The sequence below is a fragment of the Ornithinibacillus gellani genome, from assembly GCF_003730295.1.
Taxonomy (GTDB): Bacteria; Bacillota; Bacilli; order Bacillales; family Amphibacillaceae; genus Ornithinibacillus_A; species Ornithinibacillus_A gellani.
Window position 1 is genome coordinate 61284 of record NZ_QTSZ01000049.1, and the last position, 17859, is coordinate 79142.

At 40.5% G+C, this 17859-nt stretch carries 15 protein-coding genes and 2 riboswitches; of the genes, 12 read left to right on the forward strand and 3 right to left on the reverse strand.

The annotated features are described in order from the left end of the window. The first annotated feature begins 38 nt into the window (after positions 1-38). From DX933_RS15125 to DX933_RS15145, 5 genes are all read left to right on the forward strand, one after another. The gene (locus DX933_RS15125) at positions 39-914 is read left to right on the forward strand and encodes a cell division protein FtsQ (RefSeq protein ID WP_123317281.1); all 876 of its coding nucleotides are present in this window, start codon (positions 39-41) and stop codon (positions 912-914) included. Beyond that, positions 911-2623 (forward strand): ABC transporter ATP-binding protein, encoded by a 1713-nt coding sequence (locus tag DX933_RS15130; RefSeq protein WP_123317282.1) that lies wholly within the window; start codon positions 911-913, stop codon positions 2621-2623. Before DX933_RS15125 ends, DX933_RS15130 begins: the two co-directional genes overlap by 4 nt. Next, a complete protein-coding gene (locus DX933_RS15135) occupies positions 2607-3416 on the forward strand; it encodes an energy-coupling factor transporter transmembrane component T family protein (protein ID WP_123317283.1) in 810 nt (269 codons plus the stop codon). The genes DX933_RS15130 and DX933_RS15135 overlap by 17 nt, the downstream gene beginning before the upstream one ends. Positions 3417-3431: 15 nt before the next feature. Then, positions 3432-4214 (forward strand): PHP domain-containing protein, encoded by a 783-nt coding sequence (locus DX933_RS15140; RefSeq protein WP_123317284.1) that lies wholly within the window; start codon positions 3432-3434, stop codon positions 4212-4214. Between the two features lie 555 nt (positions 4215-4769). After that, entirely contained in the window at positions 4770-5357 is a 588-nt protein-coding gene (locus DX933_RS15145; protein ID WP_123317285.1) for a DUF4352 domain-containing protein, read from the forward strand. 46 nt (positions 5358-5403) lie between these two features. Here DX933_RS15145 and DX933_RS15150 read toward each other — a convergent pair whose 3' ends face one another. Further along, positions 5404-6174 carry a uracil-DNA glycosylase family protein gene (locus tag DX933_RS15150; protein ID WP_190279547.1) on the reverse strand — a complete coding sequence of 257 codons (771 nt, stop codon included), beginning with the start codon at positions 6172-6174 and terminating at the stop codon, positions 5404-5406. Positions 6175-6391: 217 nt separating this feature from the next. Then, positions 6392-6492, forward strand: a riboswitch (purine riboswitch). Positions 6493-6619: 127 nt separating this feature from the next. Between DX933_RS15150 and DX933_RS15155 the strand changes: the two genes are divergently transcribed. Further along, positions 6620-7951, forward strand: coding sequence for an NCS2 family permease (locus DX933_RS15155; protein ID WP_123317287.1), 1332 nt, complete (start codon positions 6620-6622; stop codon positions 7949-7951). 91 nt (positions 7952-8042) lie between these two features. Here DX933_RS15155 and DX933_RS15160 read toward each other — a convergent pair whose 3' ends face one another. Then, positions 8043-9197: an MFS transporter gene (locus DX933_RS15160; RefSeq protein ID WP_317843098.1), complete on the reverse strand. Its 1155-nt coding sequence runs from the start codon at positions 9195-9197 to the stop codon at positions 8043-8045. 146 nt (positions 9198-9343) lie between these two features. Then, positions 9344-9871 carry a peptide-methionine (S)-S-oxide reductase MsrA gene (gene msrA, locus DX933_RS15165; protein ID WP_123317289.1) on the reverse strand — a complete coding sequence of 176 codons (528 nt, stop codon included), beginning with the start codon at positions 9869-9871 and terminating at the stop codon, positions 9344-9346. Between the two features lie 255 nt (positions 9872-10126). Here msrA and DX933_RS15170 point away from each other — a divergent pair, with 255 nt between their 5' ends. The 6 genes from DX933_RS15170 to purF all read left to right on the forward strand — a co-directional run bounded on the left by DX933_RS15170 (position 10127) and on the right by purF (position 17753). Further along, entirely contained in the window at positions 10127-10837 is a 711-nt protein-coding gene (locus DX933_RS15170) for an MOSC domain-containing protein (RefSeq protein WP_123317290.1), read from the forward strand. Between the two features lie 271 nt (positions 10838-11108). Further along, entirely contained in the window at positions 11109-11699 is a 591-nt protein-coding gene (locus DX933_RS15175) for a DUF2179 domain-containing protein (protein ID WP_123317291.1), read from the forward strand. 541 nt (positions 11700-12240) lie between these two features. Continuing rightward, positions 12241-12340: riboswitch (purine riboswitch) on the forward strand. A gap of 162 nt (positions 12341-12502) precedes the next feature. Next, positions 12503-12994, forward strand: coding sequence for a 5-(carboxyamino)imidazole ribonucleotide mutase (gene purE / locus DX933_RS15180; RefSeq protein ID WP_123317292.1), 492 nt, complete (start codon positions 12503-12505; stop codon positions 12992-12994). After that, positions 12981-14114 (forward strand): 5-(carboxyamino)imidazole ribonucleotide synthase, encoded by a 1134-nt coding sequence (purK, locus tag DX933_RS15185; RefSeq protein ID WP_123317293.1) that lies wholly within the window; start codon positions 12981-12983, stop codon positions 14112-14114. Before purE ends, purK begins: the two co-directional genes overlap by 14 nt. Before the next feature lie 27 nt (positions 14115-14141). Beyond that, positions 14142-16361 carry a phosphoribosylformylglycinamidine synthase subunit PurL gene (gene purL, locus DX933_RS15190; RefSeq protein ID WP_123317294.1) on the forward strand — a complete coding sequence of 740 codons (2220 nt, stop codon included), beginning with the start codon at positions 14142-14144 and terminating at the stop codon, positions 16359-16361. 21 nt (positions 16362-16382) lie between these two features. Beyond that, complete coding sequence (purF, locus tag DX933_RS15195) at positions 16383-17753, forward strand: amidophosphoribosyltransferase (protein ID WP_123317295.1); 1371 nt, start codon at positions 16383-16385, stop codon at positions 17751-17753. Positions 17754-17859 lie beyond the last annotated feature (106 nt).

Below are 17859 nucleotides of genomic sequence, written 5' to 3' on the forward strand. Positions count from 1 at the left end.
CCTATAATGTGGTTATCATCCTTTAGGAGGCGTAGTATATGAATTTCGCTCAAGATAGATATACTTTAACACAATCACAAAAAATGATGGTGTTTATTTTATCTATGTCATTGTATGGACTATCCAATATGATTACGGAGTTATTGCCATCGGTATATCTTGGTCCTATTGAATTTTCTGTAGAGTATTTTGCTTTTATTCCGTTAACTTTATGTATTTTATTTCATCCACTTTATGCGGCAATTGGAGCTGCACTTGGAGAAGTAATATTTGGGGAAATTATGCTTGGACAATTCGGTGGTTTAGGTGAACTCGAGAAATTTATTTCCTTTTCCCTTGCAATGTATATTGCCGGAACAATGGTAACAGATCCACGGAATAAACGGCAAGTCGGGACTGCCGCAATGATTGGTGTTATCATTCATCAGGCAATAAGCTCCATTGTTGACATTTTGAAAGTATGGGTTGGGGTAGATGAATTAGAAGCAGTACCAGGCTTAGTAGAATCTGTCGTGGTGATTGAAGGTTTTTCCTTCTTAAATGATGTGCTATTTTCTGGAATATTATTTGCGCTTATTCCAACCGTATATTTGGTTCCACGGCTATACGGGAAGATCGAACCGTTACTTGGCATGAAGCCTAGAGATACTACGAATAAATATTCCTTAAAAGAAATTATCGGACCACGGTTGGTAGTTGTCGGTGTGTTGCTAGCAGGAGCAGCCTTTTTGTTTGAATTTCTGTCCAATTCCGGTCTGAATTTAATTGAATGGGAGTTGGACTTGGGTCCAGCATTTATATGGATTAGTTTACTGGTCGCCTTCTTCATTACTTGTCTGATAATTGTCTATACACTTAAAAAGAAGAAAAAAACAATCCATGACAAAACAGAGGATCGGAGAATATCATCATGAGTGCACAAGTTTCCATTGAAAATGTTTCTTTTCAGTACCCTGGGGGTGTAGCGCCTGTTCTAAAGAATGTATCTTTAACGATTGAACAAGGTGATTTTATGGCAATTGTTGGTGGAAATGGCAGTGGAAAATCAACCTTATGCAAGCTGCTGAACGGTCTTATTCCCCATTATTATGTTGGTGATTTTGCTGGTCGTGTTATCGTCAATGGAAAGGATACAACCGCATATAAGGTGGCAGACCTTTCCAAACAAATTGGGTATGTTTATCAGGATTTTGATAATCAAATTGTCGCGCCTCGTGTACTAGATGATGCGAGTTTTGCCCCGCTCAATTATGGAGATCCCGATTATAAACGAAAAGGCAAAGAAGCATTGGAAATGGTTGGGCTGCTTGGCTATGATGAAGAGTTTATTTGGCAGCTGAGCGGAGGACAAAAACATTTACTAGCATTGGCTGGTGCGCTGGCAATGAATCCGGATATTTTAATTATTGATGAACCAATTGCTCAGTTAGATCCTGCTCATGCCGAAAGCTTATATGATATTTTGAAAGAATTAAATGAAACGTATGGAAAGACCATTATCGTCATAGAACATCATACGGAATTTATTGCGAATTATTGTCAGAAAATGGTGTTAATGGAAGCCGGGGAAATCCTATGGAAAAAGGAAACGAAAGAAGCTTTGCAATTAGTGGAGGAACTAATGGGAAGACAAATTTATCCTCCACAGGTAACCCAGGCGGCATATTTGTTGGATAGAAATAAACAAGAACATCTCCCTGTTACCTTGGAGGAGGCCAGGCAGCAATTAAAGCATCGTTTAACTACAGGTTCGGCGGTTCAACAGGCAGCAGAAATTCAGCTTCGTCGAGAAGTACTTGTTCGAATCAAGAATGTTCGTTTTTCTTATCAGACGATTAAACGTAATAGAAAACATGTGCTCAAGCAGTTGAACCTTGATGTGTATAAAGGGGATGTAATTGCATTAGTCGGAAATAACGGAGCCGGAAAATCATCACTCATGCGTCTTATGACAGGTCTGGTAAAGCCTGATATAGGAGATGTCATTGTACAAGGTAAAAACACACGTGCGTGTACACCGGAACAATTAGCGAATGAGATTACGTACATTTATCAAAATCCAGAGGAAATGTTTATCGATGATTCTGTTCGGAAGGATATTGCATTTTTCCTTAAATCAAGAAACATTCCAGATTACGAGAAAAAAATAGAAGCAGTATTAGAACAATTTGAATTACAGGATTTGCAAAATCGTGATGGGCGCTTGATGAGTGGCGGCCAACAACGGCGTGCCTCATTAGCCATTGGAATTGCAATGGACCCTTCCATAATCTTGCTGGATGAACCTACAGCAAATTTGGATATTGCGACACGAAAACATATTACCCGCCTAATTGCATCCATGAAGGACAAAGTTGGTGCAATTATTATTGCAACACATGACATGCAACTGGCTGCTGAACTAACAAATCGTATGATTGTGTTGCATGATGGCGAGGTCATTCATGACGGGGATCGTTCTACCGTCTTTACACACCCAGGGCTGTTGCATCGAGCTGGTCTAACACCACCACAAATTTTACAGCTGAGCCAGTCGCTGAATATGGAAGTACCAGCTTATACCGTTGCTGAGTTTATTCAGGCATGGCAAGGGAAGGAGAGGCATCATGGAGTACACGCGTAAATGGTCGGAAAAATTTTCCGTTGAACAAGTAAAAATAGAGCTTTTAAACACGGCATATGGGAATGGTCATACGTTTTTGGCCCGTTTAGACCCGATCACTTTATTTATTTGGTATATTTTCTTCGGGATTGTTCCATGGTTTATTCATCAGGAAACGATACTGCTTGGCATGTTCGTATTTGTAGTGATTACTACATTCATTGCCAAGGTCAGTCCGTTAATCATACTCATTCTTTGTTTGGGGTTACTCAGCCAAGGTGGATATTTATTGGTTGCATCATTATTTTTTGGCGGGAACCTTGCTACCATACTGCCATTACTTGTTCTAACATTAAAATTATCTGTTATTTCTTTAGCAAGTATTAGTGTGTTTTGCTCCATGGATCCAGATAAATTAAGTAACGGATTACTGAAAATTGGTTTTCCGGGGCAGGTTTCTTTCAGCATCGCGTATGGTTATCGGATGCTTCCGAGTCTATTGGAAGAATACCATCATATATTTCTATCCTTTCGTTTACGGGGAAAGGCCCCTGAAAAAAAAGGTTTTTTATATTGGCGAGCAATCGTTTATTTTTGTAAAGTTGCGGTTCTTTCTTTTTATCCGTTGCTCCTTAGTACATCGAAGCGAGCACGTACAACAGTTGAGGCATTGGAAACCAAAGGCAGTTTTTATGGTTTCAACCATCCTGAAGTAAAAAAGCTTAAACTAGCAAATATGAAAATGCAAAAGCATGATTATTTATTTTTGGGGTTTACAGCTTTCTATCTTGTTTGTTTATTCATATTTCTATAATTGGAGGAAAATAACGTGAATATAGACTTTCATACACATGTAAAGATTTCCAAAAGGTCTTCTTTTAACCCGGAGTATTTTGAAGAGATGATGACAGAAGCACGGGCATCGGGCTTGGACGCTATCGCTTTAACGGAGCATTTTAATACAAATTGTTTTATGGATGTTTATGATTATCTAGATGCGCATTGTTCATATGAGCATGGTTATTATGAAGCGAATGGATTGAAGGTTTTTCCTGGCATAGAAATAGATGTAAAAGAAGTGGGGCATATTCTTTTCATTGGTGCACGTGAGGATATAATTTCGATTCGCCAGTTGTTAGATTATCACACAGAGAAAGAACACTTTATTCCTTTTTCCAAGCTTCTTGATATCGGAGAAACGTATGAGGTATTGAAAATAGGTGCTCATCCATTTCGTGAAAGCACACCTTTGCACCAGCTTCCTATCGAACAATTACGTCGTTTGGATGCATTCGACTTGAATGGTAAAGACCTTTATTCTTATGAACAGGCAAGTTATCAGGAACAACTGATTAGCTTTGCAGAAAAAGTTGGACTTCCCATCGTTGGCGGAAGTGATACGCATCAATTTCTTCAATATGGCAGTATCATGAATGAGCTTTCGTTTGATTGTCGTACAGTAGCTGAACTAAAAGCATGTATTTTTTCCAATGATTATCATATTCATATTGCGGATGATTTACCTTTGAAGGTAAGGTCTGCTACATTGGTTAAAAAGTATATGAAAAAATACATCTCGGAAAAAAACCGAGCAACAAGTTTTATTTCATAATACTTAATCAGATGTTTCGTTTGTAAGCAAATGTTGTACGCTATAACTGGTTGGGAAGTGGATCCTCGTAAGTTTCAAAGATGTTGTATTCCATGGACTCTCTGATTCTCGTATGCTACTCATCATTCTTTATATCAGAGAGTTCTTATTTTTATCACTTACCAAGATTAAAGCTTTTTCTATCCCTTCTAATTTCCAATACCGTTCTATTAAGTCTGTTTACTCCATCTCTTCGGTTTGATTTCGCGATGACGCTTGATTCATATTGCCCATCATTTTTTCTTCGGATAAATAGGGAAAAGTAACTATTTTCCTGTCCAACCATATGATGAATACAGTTCTTTTCTCCTGTAATGCTACATTTTGATGGACAATTGTTGCTGTTTAAGTTTGTTTTTAGCTATACTAAGTTTATATTTTTTGTAAAATTCGCGGAAAGCAGCAAAAGAAGAAAGAAATTGGCAGATGAATCGTGTATGGAAGATTCTTGTTTGATGGTTGGTTTGATGATTTGGATGCAGTTGTTATGAACATCGTAGACGGAGGGGTTTGTAGATGAAAAAGTATTTAATTTTAATTTTAACAGTATTTTTATTGGCTGCTTGTAGTGATAAAGATGAAACAAAAAATGAAAATGGAAACGAAGAAAATACTACCCAAACAGGTGGGCAAGTAGATACGGAAGAACAAGCGGATGAAAAGGAAGATAAAATATACGGAATTGGGGAAACAGCAACCATTACAAGTGATCTTTATGATTTTGACTATGAAGTAACAGTAAATGATTTCCAGGCTGTGGATGAAGTGGACGGAACAAGTATTTATGATTATGTTCTAGGATTAGAGGAAGAAGATCCAACGCGTTTTGCGGTTGTCGATGTTACGATTAAAAATATTAGTGATGAGGCTTATGTACCGAGCGAAATGTTTTCTGCCAACTTTTCCAATGTGGATGAAGGAGCAGGTTATACATCAGAACCAGAATTTTCCCCGGAATTAGACGAAGAACTGGCACCAGGGGATGAAATAAATAGTAAAATTGTCTATACGCATGATTTTGATGGAGAAGAGGCATACTGGTTTAAATATGAAATCATGTCTGATGAAGAAACGATTTTTGAACTGCCAAATCCAGGAAAATAATATGTTTCCGCTAATATAATGCTTGATATTTCAAGATGTCTCCCTTTTATGATTGAAAAGGGAGATTATTTTTTTGGGCAAATTCATGGACCATTTGTTGTAATACTCGTTGATGCTGTTGCAATTGTTTTAGGCGATGACCATTGGCACCGGAGGGATGTGGAAAGCCGAACAAAATAGTATGCTTTTGGAGATGCCTTTCCGTTGTCCGTAATTGCCGAATGACTGCTTCCACCGCTTTACCCAATGGGATGATGAGTGCAGGATGATGGATGTGACTTAATTCCCTGGGAAACACATCATAAGCAGATTCTTTTAATAGCTTGGACTGTCCAATGTTTGGTGAGTGGCCGGTATAATTTTTGCCATTCCAAAAAACAGGATATCGAATGACCGAAGTAGTGTGTAGAATAGGACGCTTAGATTCGAACATACTTGTAGTGCTGGGTAAATCAAATATATCTGCTAGCCCAATTTGGTCAAGCATGTTACAAAGATTCCGTCTCATTTGTCCGGAAAAGCCTGCTGCTATTTTTGCATGCTGCAGGAGTTCATATTTGGTTTCATTTTGGGATAATCCTTGGAGAACACGCGCATAGGCAACTTTTGTCTGCTGCCATCCGGGTGTAATGCCAACGATTATTACTTTTGCCTCTGTATGAATGAATTCATTATGTGGTGCATAGTACATACGCAGCTGTTGTTCATGCTTTAACAAGAACAGGTCATTTAGAAGCGTGCTTTTTTCTAAAGGATGTTTGGCCTGCAATGATTTGATTTGTGGTAAAAATGTCGTAAGCTTGGATTCAAAGATCATACGTACAACTCCATTTAAGTGATAGCTATCCATTTGATTGTATCAAAAAACGGTCCATTCCTTCATTTATATACGAGATGTCCGATTATTTCGTTTCATCGCCTTCCTTAAAATATCCAAATAAAGCCAAAATACGAACATGAAACGATAATTCCTATGAATCGTTCGGAAAAGTATTGACATTGTTTTTTTCGAGTAGTAGTATATGTTCATAAGCCTTTGAAATCATAACGCAATGCGTATAATTTGTGGAATATGGCCCAAAGTTTCTACCAGACCACCGTAAATGGTCTGACTACGCGGAATATAGTAATTGCTGAACAGCCCATTTGCCGGTGCAGATGGTGCTTTCGTTTTTTTATTACTTTTTCCTGCATAGAAATGGTAGCACTTTTGGTTCATTCCGGAAGTGTTTTTATTTTGAACCATCAAGGAGGAAAAAGTGTTGAAGAAGTATTTTAAGTTTGAGGAACTGAATACAAATTACCGGACAGAGTTTATGGCTGGTATGACAACGTTTCTAGCAATGGCATATATTTTATTTGTCAACCCGGCAACATTGTCGTTGGATGGTGTGGATCTGCCTGATGGTGTTACAGGTATGGATCCAGGTGCAGTATTTGTTGCAACAGCTGTGGCAGCAGCGGTCGGTTCTTTATTTATGGGAATCATTGCGAAATATCCGATTGCATTAGCTCCTGGTATGGGATTGAATGCGTTTTTCGCTTATACTGTCGTGCTTGGGTATGGTATTCCCTGGGAAACAGCTTTATCAGGTGTGTTGGCTTCCGGAATTATCTTTATCATTTTAACCTTGTCCGGTTTACGTGAAAAAATTATTAATGCGATACCGGCCAATTTAAAAATGGCTGTTGGTGCTGGGATTGGTTTATTTATTGCTTTTCTTGGCTTTCAAAGCTCGGGAATTATTGTAGCAAATGATGCGACACTTGTTGGATTAGGTGATTTAACTTCACCAACTGTTTTACTAGCTATCTTCGGAATTGTTGTTTCCGTTATTTTATTAACCTTTAATATCAAGGGTGGTATTTTTTACGGCATGATTTTGACCGCGATTGCGGGGATGGTTACTGGTTTAATTTCAGCCCCAACTGGTATGGGGGACATTGTTGGGGAAGTGCCAAGTATTGCACCAACCTTTGGACAAGCTTTCGTTAATTTTGGTGATATATTTACACTTCAAATGCTCGTTGTTATTTTAACCTTCTTGTTTGTTGACTTTTTTGATACGGCTGGAACGCTTGTTGCCGTAGCGACACAGGCAGGATTGATGAAGGATAATAAACTGCCACGTGCAGGAAGAGCCTTGTTTGCCGATTCGGCTGCAACGGTTACGGGAGCGATTTTCGGTACATCGACAACAACCTCCTATGTGGAATCCACTGCAGGTGTTGGTGCTGGTGGTCGGACAGGATTTGCTTCGATTGTAACGGCCGGATTTTTCTTATTGGCATTGTTCTTTTCGCCATTGCTGAGCATGATTACTTCAGAAGTGACTGCGCCTGCACTGATTATTGTTGGTGTAATGATGGCAAGCTCCTTGAAGAATATTGAATGGGAACGATTCGAAATTGCAGTGCCATCCTTTTTAATTATCATTATGATGCCACTCAGCTATAGTATTGCAACTGGTATTGCGATTGGATTTATCTTTTATCCAATCACGATGATTGCAAAAGGAAGAGCAAAAGAAATTCATCCAGTGATGTACGGGCTATTCGTGATATTTGTTTTATACTTTATTTTCTTAACGTAAAGGATATAGAAAAGGGATTTGCTCTGAATGAGGCAAATCCCTTTTTGTATTGGTTAAGCTCTGTGTGATATGTGCTGACTCATTTATCATCTTATTTTTTTCCAAATGGTAAAACATGATATATCGTCATGCTGATGGCACCCAGTAGTGATAAGATTCCTATGGCTGTATATAATGTACTCCCGCCATAGTTGTCGATGAGTACCCCACCGACTAAGGAGCCAATGATGCCAGATACACCGAAAAATGTTGCAAAGAACACAAGATGTCCTGTAGACTGTAATAGCTTCGGAATCAGTCGAGAAATATAGTCAAAGGCAGCTAGATAAAATACCCCAAAAGTTACGCCGTGCAGGACCTGTAAAGCAATAACCTGATACGGGCTATTGAAAGATGCATAAAAGAACCAACGAATACTATATAATACACCGGCTGCAATGATAAACACGAGCGGGTGATATTTTCGGAACCAGTAGCCTGCAAAGGCAAATATTGCTGCTTCACTGATTACCCCAACAAACCAAGCAACGCCAACCAATCCTTCGTTACCACCTAATTCCGCAATGTATAAACCAATAAAGCTATCATTTGCTCGGTGAGAGATGGTTAAAAACATCATAAGTCCCAAGAAAATGAGATATGGTTTATTGGTCAGTAATTTGCTAAGGTCCCTGAAGCTGATAGGGTCTGATTCAACCGGTACATCCTTTAATTTAAAGGTGACTAAAAGTGCCAGTGTACCAAAAAATAAATATGGATAAATCATATATTGTACGCCAACTTTTGCTAGCAGTTCGCCAATAATGAGTGCTGACGTTGCAAAGCCAATGGAACCCCACATACGAATAGTTCCGAATGAAACTTTTAGGTCATAAGCACGACGTTGTGCGAGACTGTCCCCAAGTGCACCAATCGGCGTTGTAAAGAAGTAAAAAACAGATCCCATTAATATAATGGCGAGTAATTGGTTCATTTGAAAGAATAAGACACTGCTGATTAACAGACCGACAATACAAATGAGCAGCGAGCGCTTTACGGTTTTATATTTGTCGCTAATATATCCCCAAAATGGCTGTGAAATAATAGTCGCAAACGGTCCGACTGCCATGACCCAGCCAATTTCAGTACCGTTTAATCCACGATATTTTAAGTATAATGGCAGAAAGCTTAAGATAATGGTATTGGATGCATGAAAGCAGAAAAGAAGCATCTTTAGCGGTATGAGTGATTGTTTTTGTGTCAACATGATTGCTCCTAACTATAATATGTACAGAAATACTATTATACATGGGATGCTTCAAAAGGAACATGATTTAGACTGCTTTTTTTGGATTGGGATGGGCTGGTTTTGAGGGACAATGTGGAGCCATATCCTGACTCCACATTGCTACGTTATTTTTTCCAATGCGTGGTGATGAACTCATCTCGACCTGACTTTGCCCGATCTTCCTTATATTCCTGTTTGTTTTTTCGGTAAAAATCTTGATGGTAGTCTTCTGCAGGATAGAAGGTTTGTGCAGGCAGAATTTCGGTAACGATTGGTTTTGCAAATTTCTTACTGTCAACAAGTGCTTGTTTGGATGCTAGTGCAGCTTGGTATTGTTTATCATCATGGTAGAAAATAGCTGCACGATAAGAATCGCCTCGATCCTGGAACTGGCCACCATCATCAGTTGGATCAATTTGCTGCCAAAAAATGGTGAGCATGTCTTCATACGCCAGTAATTCGGGATCATAGGTGATTTCTACTGCTTCATAATGTCCGGTTTCGCCTGCTTTGACAGCTTCATATGTAGGGTTTTCCAAATGACCGCCAGTATAGCCGGATATCACGGCATGCACCCCGTCCCATTGGTCGAACGGCTTTACCATACACCAGAAACAGCCACCTGCAAAGGTTGCTTTTTTTAATTGTTCCATTTTTTCAACTCTTTTCTTTATCTCAGATTAACTGGCGTAAGCCCCCCACATCAAGCGTTTTTATTGATAACAAGCATTGTGAGTGGTGGATCAACAGCCAGTAAAGGCCTGATTGGTTCAACTAACAATCAGTGGGGGGAGTGCGAAGACTCCCACTGATTGAAGTTTCACTTTATCATTCTTTTTTTTCGTTATTCATGATACGATACGAACAAGATATACTCTATCATATATCATTATAAAGCAGGTGTCCTCATGAATGAACCATTTGTACATAAGTTATATATTGGAAAGGTAAAAGAAGTGGGTGCCCCTGGTGCGCCAGACCCAATGGATCGCCCCTGGAAAACGGGGATGTTTAAATCGGAAAGAGAAGAACAGGTTTGGTTAGGTGAAATAGGTTTAATCGGTGATGAAGTAGCTGATACGAAAAATCATGGTGGTCCGGAAAAAGCCTTGTTTGCCTATCCGGTTAAGCATTATACGTATTGGCGAGAGAGCCTACAGGATCCTTCCTTCCGGGTAGGGGGGATGGGAGAAAACCTTGCTGTATTGGAAATGGATGAGTTTTCCGTCTGTATTGGTGATACGTATAAGTTTGGAGATGCGATTATCCAAGTATCGCAGCCAAGGCAGCCGTGCTGGAAACCTGCTCGTAGATACCGAGTCAGGGATCTAGCGCTACGGATTCAAAATACGGGAAGAACCGGCTGGTATTTTCGCGTACTACAGGAAGGGCATGTTCTGTCTGGAATTGATCTGGAACTCATGGAAAGGCCATATCCGGAATGGTCGATTGCTGCCTGTAATGAAGTGATGCATGTTGAAAAAGATAATCTGCGTTTGGCAGATGAGCTAGCTTCGGTTGATTTATTGGCTGTGAATTGGAAACGAACCTTAAAGAAGCGATTGCGTGGACAAGAGTCCAATATAGAAAAACGCGTGCTTGGCCCAAATAAAGAATAAATGGAATATGTATAAACGCTAGTCCATGCGCTTTGGGCTAGCGTTTTAGCCTCTTATCCATTCCTTTCAGGATGCAATCATTTGGCTTGGAACAATGACGAATGGTTTATGTAATGATTGGTTTACTCAGTTTGGCATAAGCAAATTAAGGGAATAATTTGGTTAATTGACGACGGGAAAATCGTCGTTGAAACGTTTTGTGATATCTACGCAGGCAATGGCGTACAGTAGAAGTGTGAATGGGTTAGAAAGTGGATTTGGAGGGGAAAGCATGCTTGAAAATGCCTATATCATGGTAGCGATTATTTTAATCATTAATATTGTGTATGTATCGTTTTTTACAATCCGTATGATTTTGACACTTAAAGGAAGAAGATATATCGCTGCGCTCGTCAGTACCGTGGAGGTTGTCGTATATATTGTAGGTCTTGGACTCGTCTTGGACAATTTAAATGAAATTCAAAACGTGATTGCTTATGCGCTTGGATATGGTATCGGGGTTGTGGTCGGCTCCATTATTGAGGAGAAGATGGCACTTGGCTATATAACTGTCAATGTTATTTCGTCCAACCCGGATATTGAATTTACCCGTAAGCTTAGGGAGAAAGGATACGGCGTAACGAGCTGGCTTGCCTATGGTATGGAAGGAGATCGGTTATCCATGCAAATTTTAACGCCGAGAAAATATGAATTGCGACTGTATGAATCAATCAAGCAGCTGGACCCAAAAGCATTCATTATTGCTTATGAGCCCAAGCAAATTCATGGCGGATTCTGGGTAAAACAAGTGAGAAAGGGTCGCCTGTTAAATCCGAGGCAGGTCGGACAGAAGAAAAAAGCCCCAGATCAATCGAATGAATGATGGAAATCGGTATTTCCATGCGCGTATCTTTCGACAAATTTGGGTGCCCGAAATAAGATCATCATCCTGAACTACAGGATACATTTTTCACAGATTAACTGTCTGTAAGCCCCCCACATCAAGCATTTTTATTGATAACAAGCATTGTAAGTGGGGGATCAACAGCCAGTAAAGGCCTGATTGGTTCAACTAACAATCAGTGGGAGAAGTGCGATAACCCTCACTGATTGAAGTTTCACTTTATCACAGATTAACTGTCTGTAAGCCCCCCACATCAAGCGTTTTTGTTGATAACAAGAATAGTAAGTGTGGGATCAACAGCCAGTGAAGGCCTGATTGGTTCAACTAACAATCAGTGGGAGAAGTGCGATAACCCCCACTGATTGAAGTATCACTTTATCATTGTTTTTCCTGTTGTTTTTCATTTTTTTCATGAAAATAGGCTTTAAAAATCATTAAAATCCGAACGATTAACATATAAAGCATTAGATTGTTCGATGTTAATATTGACAGCTTTCCATCGGTTTTGTTATGCTTAAATCGACAAAAAAATAAGGCTCCTCATATATTTTCGAGAATAAGGCACGAAAGTTTCTACCCGGCACCGAAAATGCTGGACTATGAGGGAAGATGGGGCTACAAATAGCGTGAACGTAAGATAGGAATATTTTTATCTTATTTGTTTGCTGAGGATTCAGTCTATTCATCTTCTCCCATATGAGTGGAGGGGACGAATAGACTTTTTTATTGGATAAAACCGTTATACATATGGATTAGAATGACAAATAGAAAGAGGGTATAAAATGGCGACAGTCGGTGTAATTATGGGAAGTATTTCAGACTGGGCAACGATGGATCATGCATGTAACATGCTGGAAGAGCTAGGTATTTCTTATGAAAAGGATGTTATTTCTGCACATCGTACACCAGATGAAATGTTTCAATATGCCAAAACAGCTCGTGAACGCGGTCTGAAGGTCATTATTGCTGGTGCAGGCGGTGCAGCACATTTACCAGGAATGGTTGCTTCACAAACAACACTTCCAGTCATTGGCGTTCCGATTCAAAGCAAGGCATTAAATGGATTGGATTCATTGCTTTCTATTGTACAAATGCCTGGTGGCGTACCAACTGCAACAGTTGCAATTGGTAAGGCAGGTGCTGTTAATGCGGCAATATTAGCTGCGCAAATCATTGGTAGCTTTGATGAGCAAACAGCGAAAAAACTCACTAACCAACGTGAAGAAATGCTTAAAAAAGTAGCGGAAATGAGGGAAGATCTTGCAGACAAATAACCAAGTCATATTACCGCCGCAAACAATTGGCATCATCGGTGGTGGACAGCTGGGACGGATGATGGCGATTGCTGCTCGTTATATGGGCTATCAGATAGCTGTACTGGATCCAACACCAAATTGTCCGACCGCACAAATTGCGGATCAGCATATTATTGCAGCCTATGATGATATGGAAGCCATTCGTGAGCTAACGGAAATAAGTGATGTCATCACATACGAATTTGAAAATGTTGATTTAGCAGCGGCAGCTTATATCGAAGAACAAGGGAAACTGCCACAGGGTGCTTATGCCCTGGAAATTACACAAAATCGTGAAAAAGAAAAACAATTAATGACTGCTGCAGGTTTGTCTGTACCACCATTTGCGATTGTCCATCATGGCAAACAATGTGAACAAGCCTTGGAAACATTTACGTTACCGGCTGTTATTAAAACATGTAGTGGTGGATATGACGGCAAAGGGCAGCTAAAGATAAATTCAGCAGCTGATATACCAGCAGCCGTCGCATTCGCAGAAAAGAATCAACACTGCATTATTGAGCAATGGATTTCATTTGATAAAGAAATTTCAGTTGTATTTTCTCGTTCCCAAACGGGTGCTATGACCGTTTTTCCAATAGCAGAAAATGTGCATAAGGATCATATTTTGCATCAAACATCTGCACCAGCACGCGTGAGTGAAGAAGTAAAAGCAGCAGCTATTTCTGCAGCGGAAAAATTAGCAGAAAAAATACAGGTAGTCGGTACATTTACGATTGAAATGTTTGTACGGGGCGATGATATTTACGTAAATGAAATGGCGCCGCGCCCACATAATTCAGGTCATTATACAATTGAAGCTTGTAATGTTTCTCAGTTTTCACAACATATCCGCGCAATCTGTGGTTTGCCGTTAACAGATATTCAGCTGCTTCAGCCTGCTGTAATGATCAATGTTCTTGGTGAGCATATGGAAGCAGCAGAGCAAACACTGGCGAAGCATGCAAATGGTTTTGTCCACTTGTATGGGAAAGCAGAAGTGAAAACAAAACGGAAAATGGGACATATTACATTTATTGCAAATACACTTGAAGCAGCAGAAGCAAAATCAAAGGAAGCATTAGGAAACTTAATCTAGATTAATTAAAATCCTGGAGGGAACCACATGACAGAGCCAATGCAAGTTAGTGCAGAGCAAATTGAAAAAGAGCAACTGTATAAGGAAATGGGACTGAGCGAAGAGGAGTATAACCTAGCAAAACGTATTCTAAAGCGTCAGCCAAATTACACAGAAACAGGGATTTTTTCTGTAATGTGGTCCGAGCACTGCAGCTATAAGTCATCCAAGCCGGTATTGAAGAAATTTCCGACGAAGGGTCCACAAGTTATTCAGGGTCCAGGAGAAGGCGCTGGTGTAGTTGATATCGGGGATAACCAAGCTGTAGCGTTTAAAATTGAAAGTCATAACAGCCCATCAGCAGTGGAGCCATTCGAAGGAGCTGCTACAGGTGTCGGTGGGATTGTTCGTGATGTTTTCTCAATGGGGGCAAAACCGATTGCGATGATGAATTCCCTGCGTTTCGGTAACTTGGATCAGGATCGTACCAAATATCTTGTGAAAGAAGTGGCCAGAGGAATTGCGCATTACGGCAATAACTTGGAAATCCCAACAGTTGGCGGGGAAGTTCAGTTCGATGCTTGCTATGAGGAAAATCCGCTCGTTAATGCGATGTGTGTCGGGCTAATTAACCATGATGATATTCAAAAAGGAATTGCTGAGGGCGTTGGCAACATTGTATTGTATGCTGGTCGGGATACTGGACGAGATGGAATCCATGGCGCAACCTTTTCTTCTGATGTAGTCGAAGGGGAAGCGGAGGAAAATACATCAGCAGTTGCTATTGGTGATCCGCATATTGAAAAACGGTTAATCGATGCTTGCTTGGAGGTTATCCATTCTGATGCACTGATTGGTATGCAGGATATGGGGGCAGCTGGATTAACTTCTTCTGCGAGTGAGATGGCAAGTGCGTCAGGAACAGGAATTGAAATGAATTTAGACCATGTTCCACAGCGTGAAGAAAATATGAATGCGTATGAGATGATGCTGTCTGAATCACAGGAGCGGATGCTGCTAGTCGTGAAAAAAGGTCGTGAACAGGAAATTATCGATATATTCACCAAGCATGACATTGAAGCAGTAGCGATTGGTGAAGTAATTGAAGAGAAAATGTTCCGTATTGTACATCAAGGTAAGGTCATGGCTGACATTCCTGTGGATGCTTTGGCTGATGGTGCACCGGTATATCAATTACCAGCTCATGAAGCGCGTTATTTTAAAGCTTTTCAAGAGCAGGAACCGTTTCAACCAAAAGTAGCGGATTACGGACAAATGTTAAAACAATTGTTGCAGCAGCCAACCATTGCCAGCAAAGCTGCTGTATATGAAAAATATGATCATACAGCAAAAGGCAACACACTTGTCGGTCCGGGATCAGATGCTGCAATCGTACAAATTGAAGGAACGGATAAGGCGATTGCTATGACAACTGACTGTAATTCCCGCTACATTTATTTGGATCCACAAACAGGTGGTAAAATTGCTGTCGCAGAAGCAGCACGAAATATTGTTTGCTCTGGTGCCAAGCCGTTAGCTTTAACGGACGGTTTAAACTATGGAAATCCGACTGATCCGGAAGTGTTCTGGCAATTAGAGGAAAGTGCTGCTGGAATTAGTGCGAGCTGTGAGGCACTTGAGATTCCAGTCATTAGCGGAAATGTTTCTTTGTATAACACGTCAAAGGGAGAAGCAATCTTCCCAACACCGATTATTGGTATGGTAGGTCTGTTGGCCTCAACGAAACAGGTGACACCAAGTCATTTCCAAACCGCAGATGATTTGATTTACCTGATTGGTGAAACGACGGCAGAATTTGGTGGAAGTGAATTACAAAATGTATTGGCAGGCAATTACACCGGAAAGGCGCCAGCCATTGATTTAACTGTAGAGGCAAAGCGCCAGGCGCAGCTTTTAGAAGCAATTCAAGCTGGAATTGTCGCATCTGCTCATGATTTATCTGAAGGTGGTCTTGCTGTCGCTTTAGCTGAGAGTGTGTTCCAACCAGAGCAGCTTGGTCTAGAAGTGGAGCTGGAAGGCGATGAAACGGCAGTATTATTTAGTGAATCACAGTCTCGTTTTCTCGTGTCTGTGAAACCGGAAAATAAAGAGCGCTTCGAGGCAATGATGTCGGATGCGAAACAAATTGGTAAGGTAACGGATCGTGGCAGCGTGTCCATTCACATAAATGGAAAACAAGTTATTCAAGAAGATGTGCAAGTACTCAGCAACCTTTGGAAGCAGGCTTTACCGGAATTGCTGAAATAAGAATTAAGTGAGGCATAAATTATGTTTGGGATTTGGGGTCATCCAAAAGCTGCAGAAATCACTTATTATGGACTGCACGCATTGCAGCATAGAGGACAAGAAGGTGCAGGAATTGTCGTTAGCAATGGTGAGGACCTGCAGCTTCATAAGGGAGTCGGTTTATTAAATGATGTGTTTGATCGCTCCCATTTGGAAAAACTAGTTGGGCATGCAGCAATCGGTCATGACCATTATGTCACAAATAATGATACGGGCTTTGAAAATGTACAACCACATGTGTTTCGTTCCCAAACGGGGAGCATGGCTTTGGCGCATACTGGAAATATTATGAATGCTTACAAGCTTCGCGGAGAGCTGGAAGACGAAGGTAGTATTTTTCAAACGCCAACTGCAACCGAGTTACTTGCCCACTTAATTAGACGTAATGGCAAATCAACTGTAGAAGAAGTGATTGCGGGCGCATTGCAGCGGATGGTTGGTGCCTATGCTTTTCTACTATTAACAGAAGATAAAATGTACGTCGCGTTGGATCCGCATGGTATTCGTCCGCTTTCTTTGGGAAGGCTTGGCGAAAGCTATGTTGTTTCATCGGAAACCTGTGCTTTTGATATCATTGGTGCAACCTTTGAAAGGGAAGTATTGCCTGGTGAATTATTGACTATTAGTGATGAAGGTATTAAATCCACCCGCTTTTCATTACGTGAACAGCGCCGTTTATGCGCGATGGAATATGTATACTTTTCACGTCCGGATAGCGATTTAAACCATGTGAACGTGCATGCTTCACGTAAACGTATGGGGATTGAGTTAGCCAAGGAAGCTCCTGCAGAAGCAGATGTAGTGACTGGAGTACCGGATTCCAGCATCTCTGCTGCAATCGGTTATGCGGAGCAGCTTGGCTTGCCGTATGAAATGGGTTTAATAAAAAATCGTTATGTTGGACGAACGTTTATTCAGCCTTCACAAGAAATGCGTGAGCAAGGGGTTAAGATGAAATTATCGCCGGTTCGCGGAATTGTTGAAGGAAAACGGGTTGTCATGATTGATGATTCCATTGTACGGGGAACGACAAGTATTCGAATCGTCCGTATGCTTAAACAAGCAGGTGCGAAAGAAGTTCATGTTCGAATTGCTTCTCCAGCGATTACCAATCCTTGTTATTATGGGATTGATATGTCAACTAAAAAGGAATTAATTGCTGCTGGTCGAACGCTGGATGAAATTCGAGATGTAATTGGGGCCGATAGTGTTGCTTATTTATCAGCAGCAGGCTTGGAAAAGGCCATTATTAAGGATGAAACGATTCACCAAGGAATATGTAATGCCTGTATGACAGGGGATTATCCCGTCCAGCTTGATGGAAAACCAGATATTTCTTATTCCGGATTTTAACATATCAGAGTGATTGCAACAGAAATTACACTTGAACTGTTGAATAAACTCTATCATGGGGGCTGCTCATGCTGCAGAAATGTATCATTAGCAGCCTTTAAAATAG

Coding starts and splice junctions, on each gene's coding strand:
- DX933_RS15130 (WP_123317282.1), top strand. CDS start 911: ATGAGTGCACAAGTTTCCATTGAAAATGTTTCTTTTCAGTACCCTGGG.
- DX933_RS15175 (WP_123317291.1), top strand. CDS start 11,109: ATGCTTGAAAATGCCTATATCATGGTAGCGATTATTTTAATCATTAAT.
- DX933_RS15145 (WP_123317285.1), top strand. CDS start 4,770: ATGAAAAAGTATTTAATTTTAATTTTAACAGTATTTTTATTGGCTGCT.
- purF (WP_123317295.1), top strand. CDS start 16,383: ATGTTTGGGATTTGGGGTCATCCAAAAGCTGCAGAAATCACTTATTAT.
- DX933_RS15170 (WP_123317290.1), top strand. CDS start 10,127: ATGAATGAACCATTTGTACATAAGTTATATATTGGAAAGGTAAAAGAA.
- purE (WP_123317292.1), top strand. CDS start 12,503: ATGGCGACAGTCGGTGTAATTATGGGAAGTATTTCAGACTGGGCAACG.
- DX933_RS15135 (WP_123317283.1), top strand. CDS start 2,607: ATGGAGTACACGCGTAAATGGTCGGAAAAATTTTCCGTTGAACAAGTA.
- purL (WP_123317294.1), top strand. CDS start 14,142: ATGACAGAGCCAATGCAAGTTAGTGCAGAGCAAATTGAAAAAGAGCAA.
- DX933_RS15125 (WP_123317281.1), top strand. CDS start 39: ATGAATTTCGCTCAAGATAGATATACTTTAACACAATCACAAAAAATG.
- msrA (WP_123317289.1), bottom strand. CDS start 9,871: ATGGAACAATTAAAAAAAGCAACCTTTGCAGGTGGCTGTTTCTGGTGT.
- DX933_RS15160 (WP_317843098.1), bottom strand. CDS start 9,197: ATGTTGACACAAAAACAATCACTCATACCGCTAAAGATGCTTCTTTTC.
- DX933_RS15150 (WP_190279547.1), bottom strand. CDS start 6,174: ATGATCTTTGAATCCAAGCTTACGACATTTTTACCACAAATCAAATCA.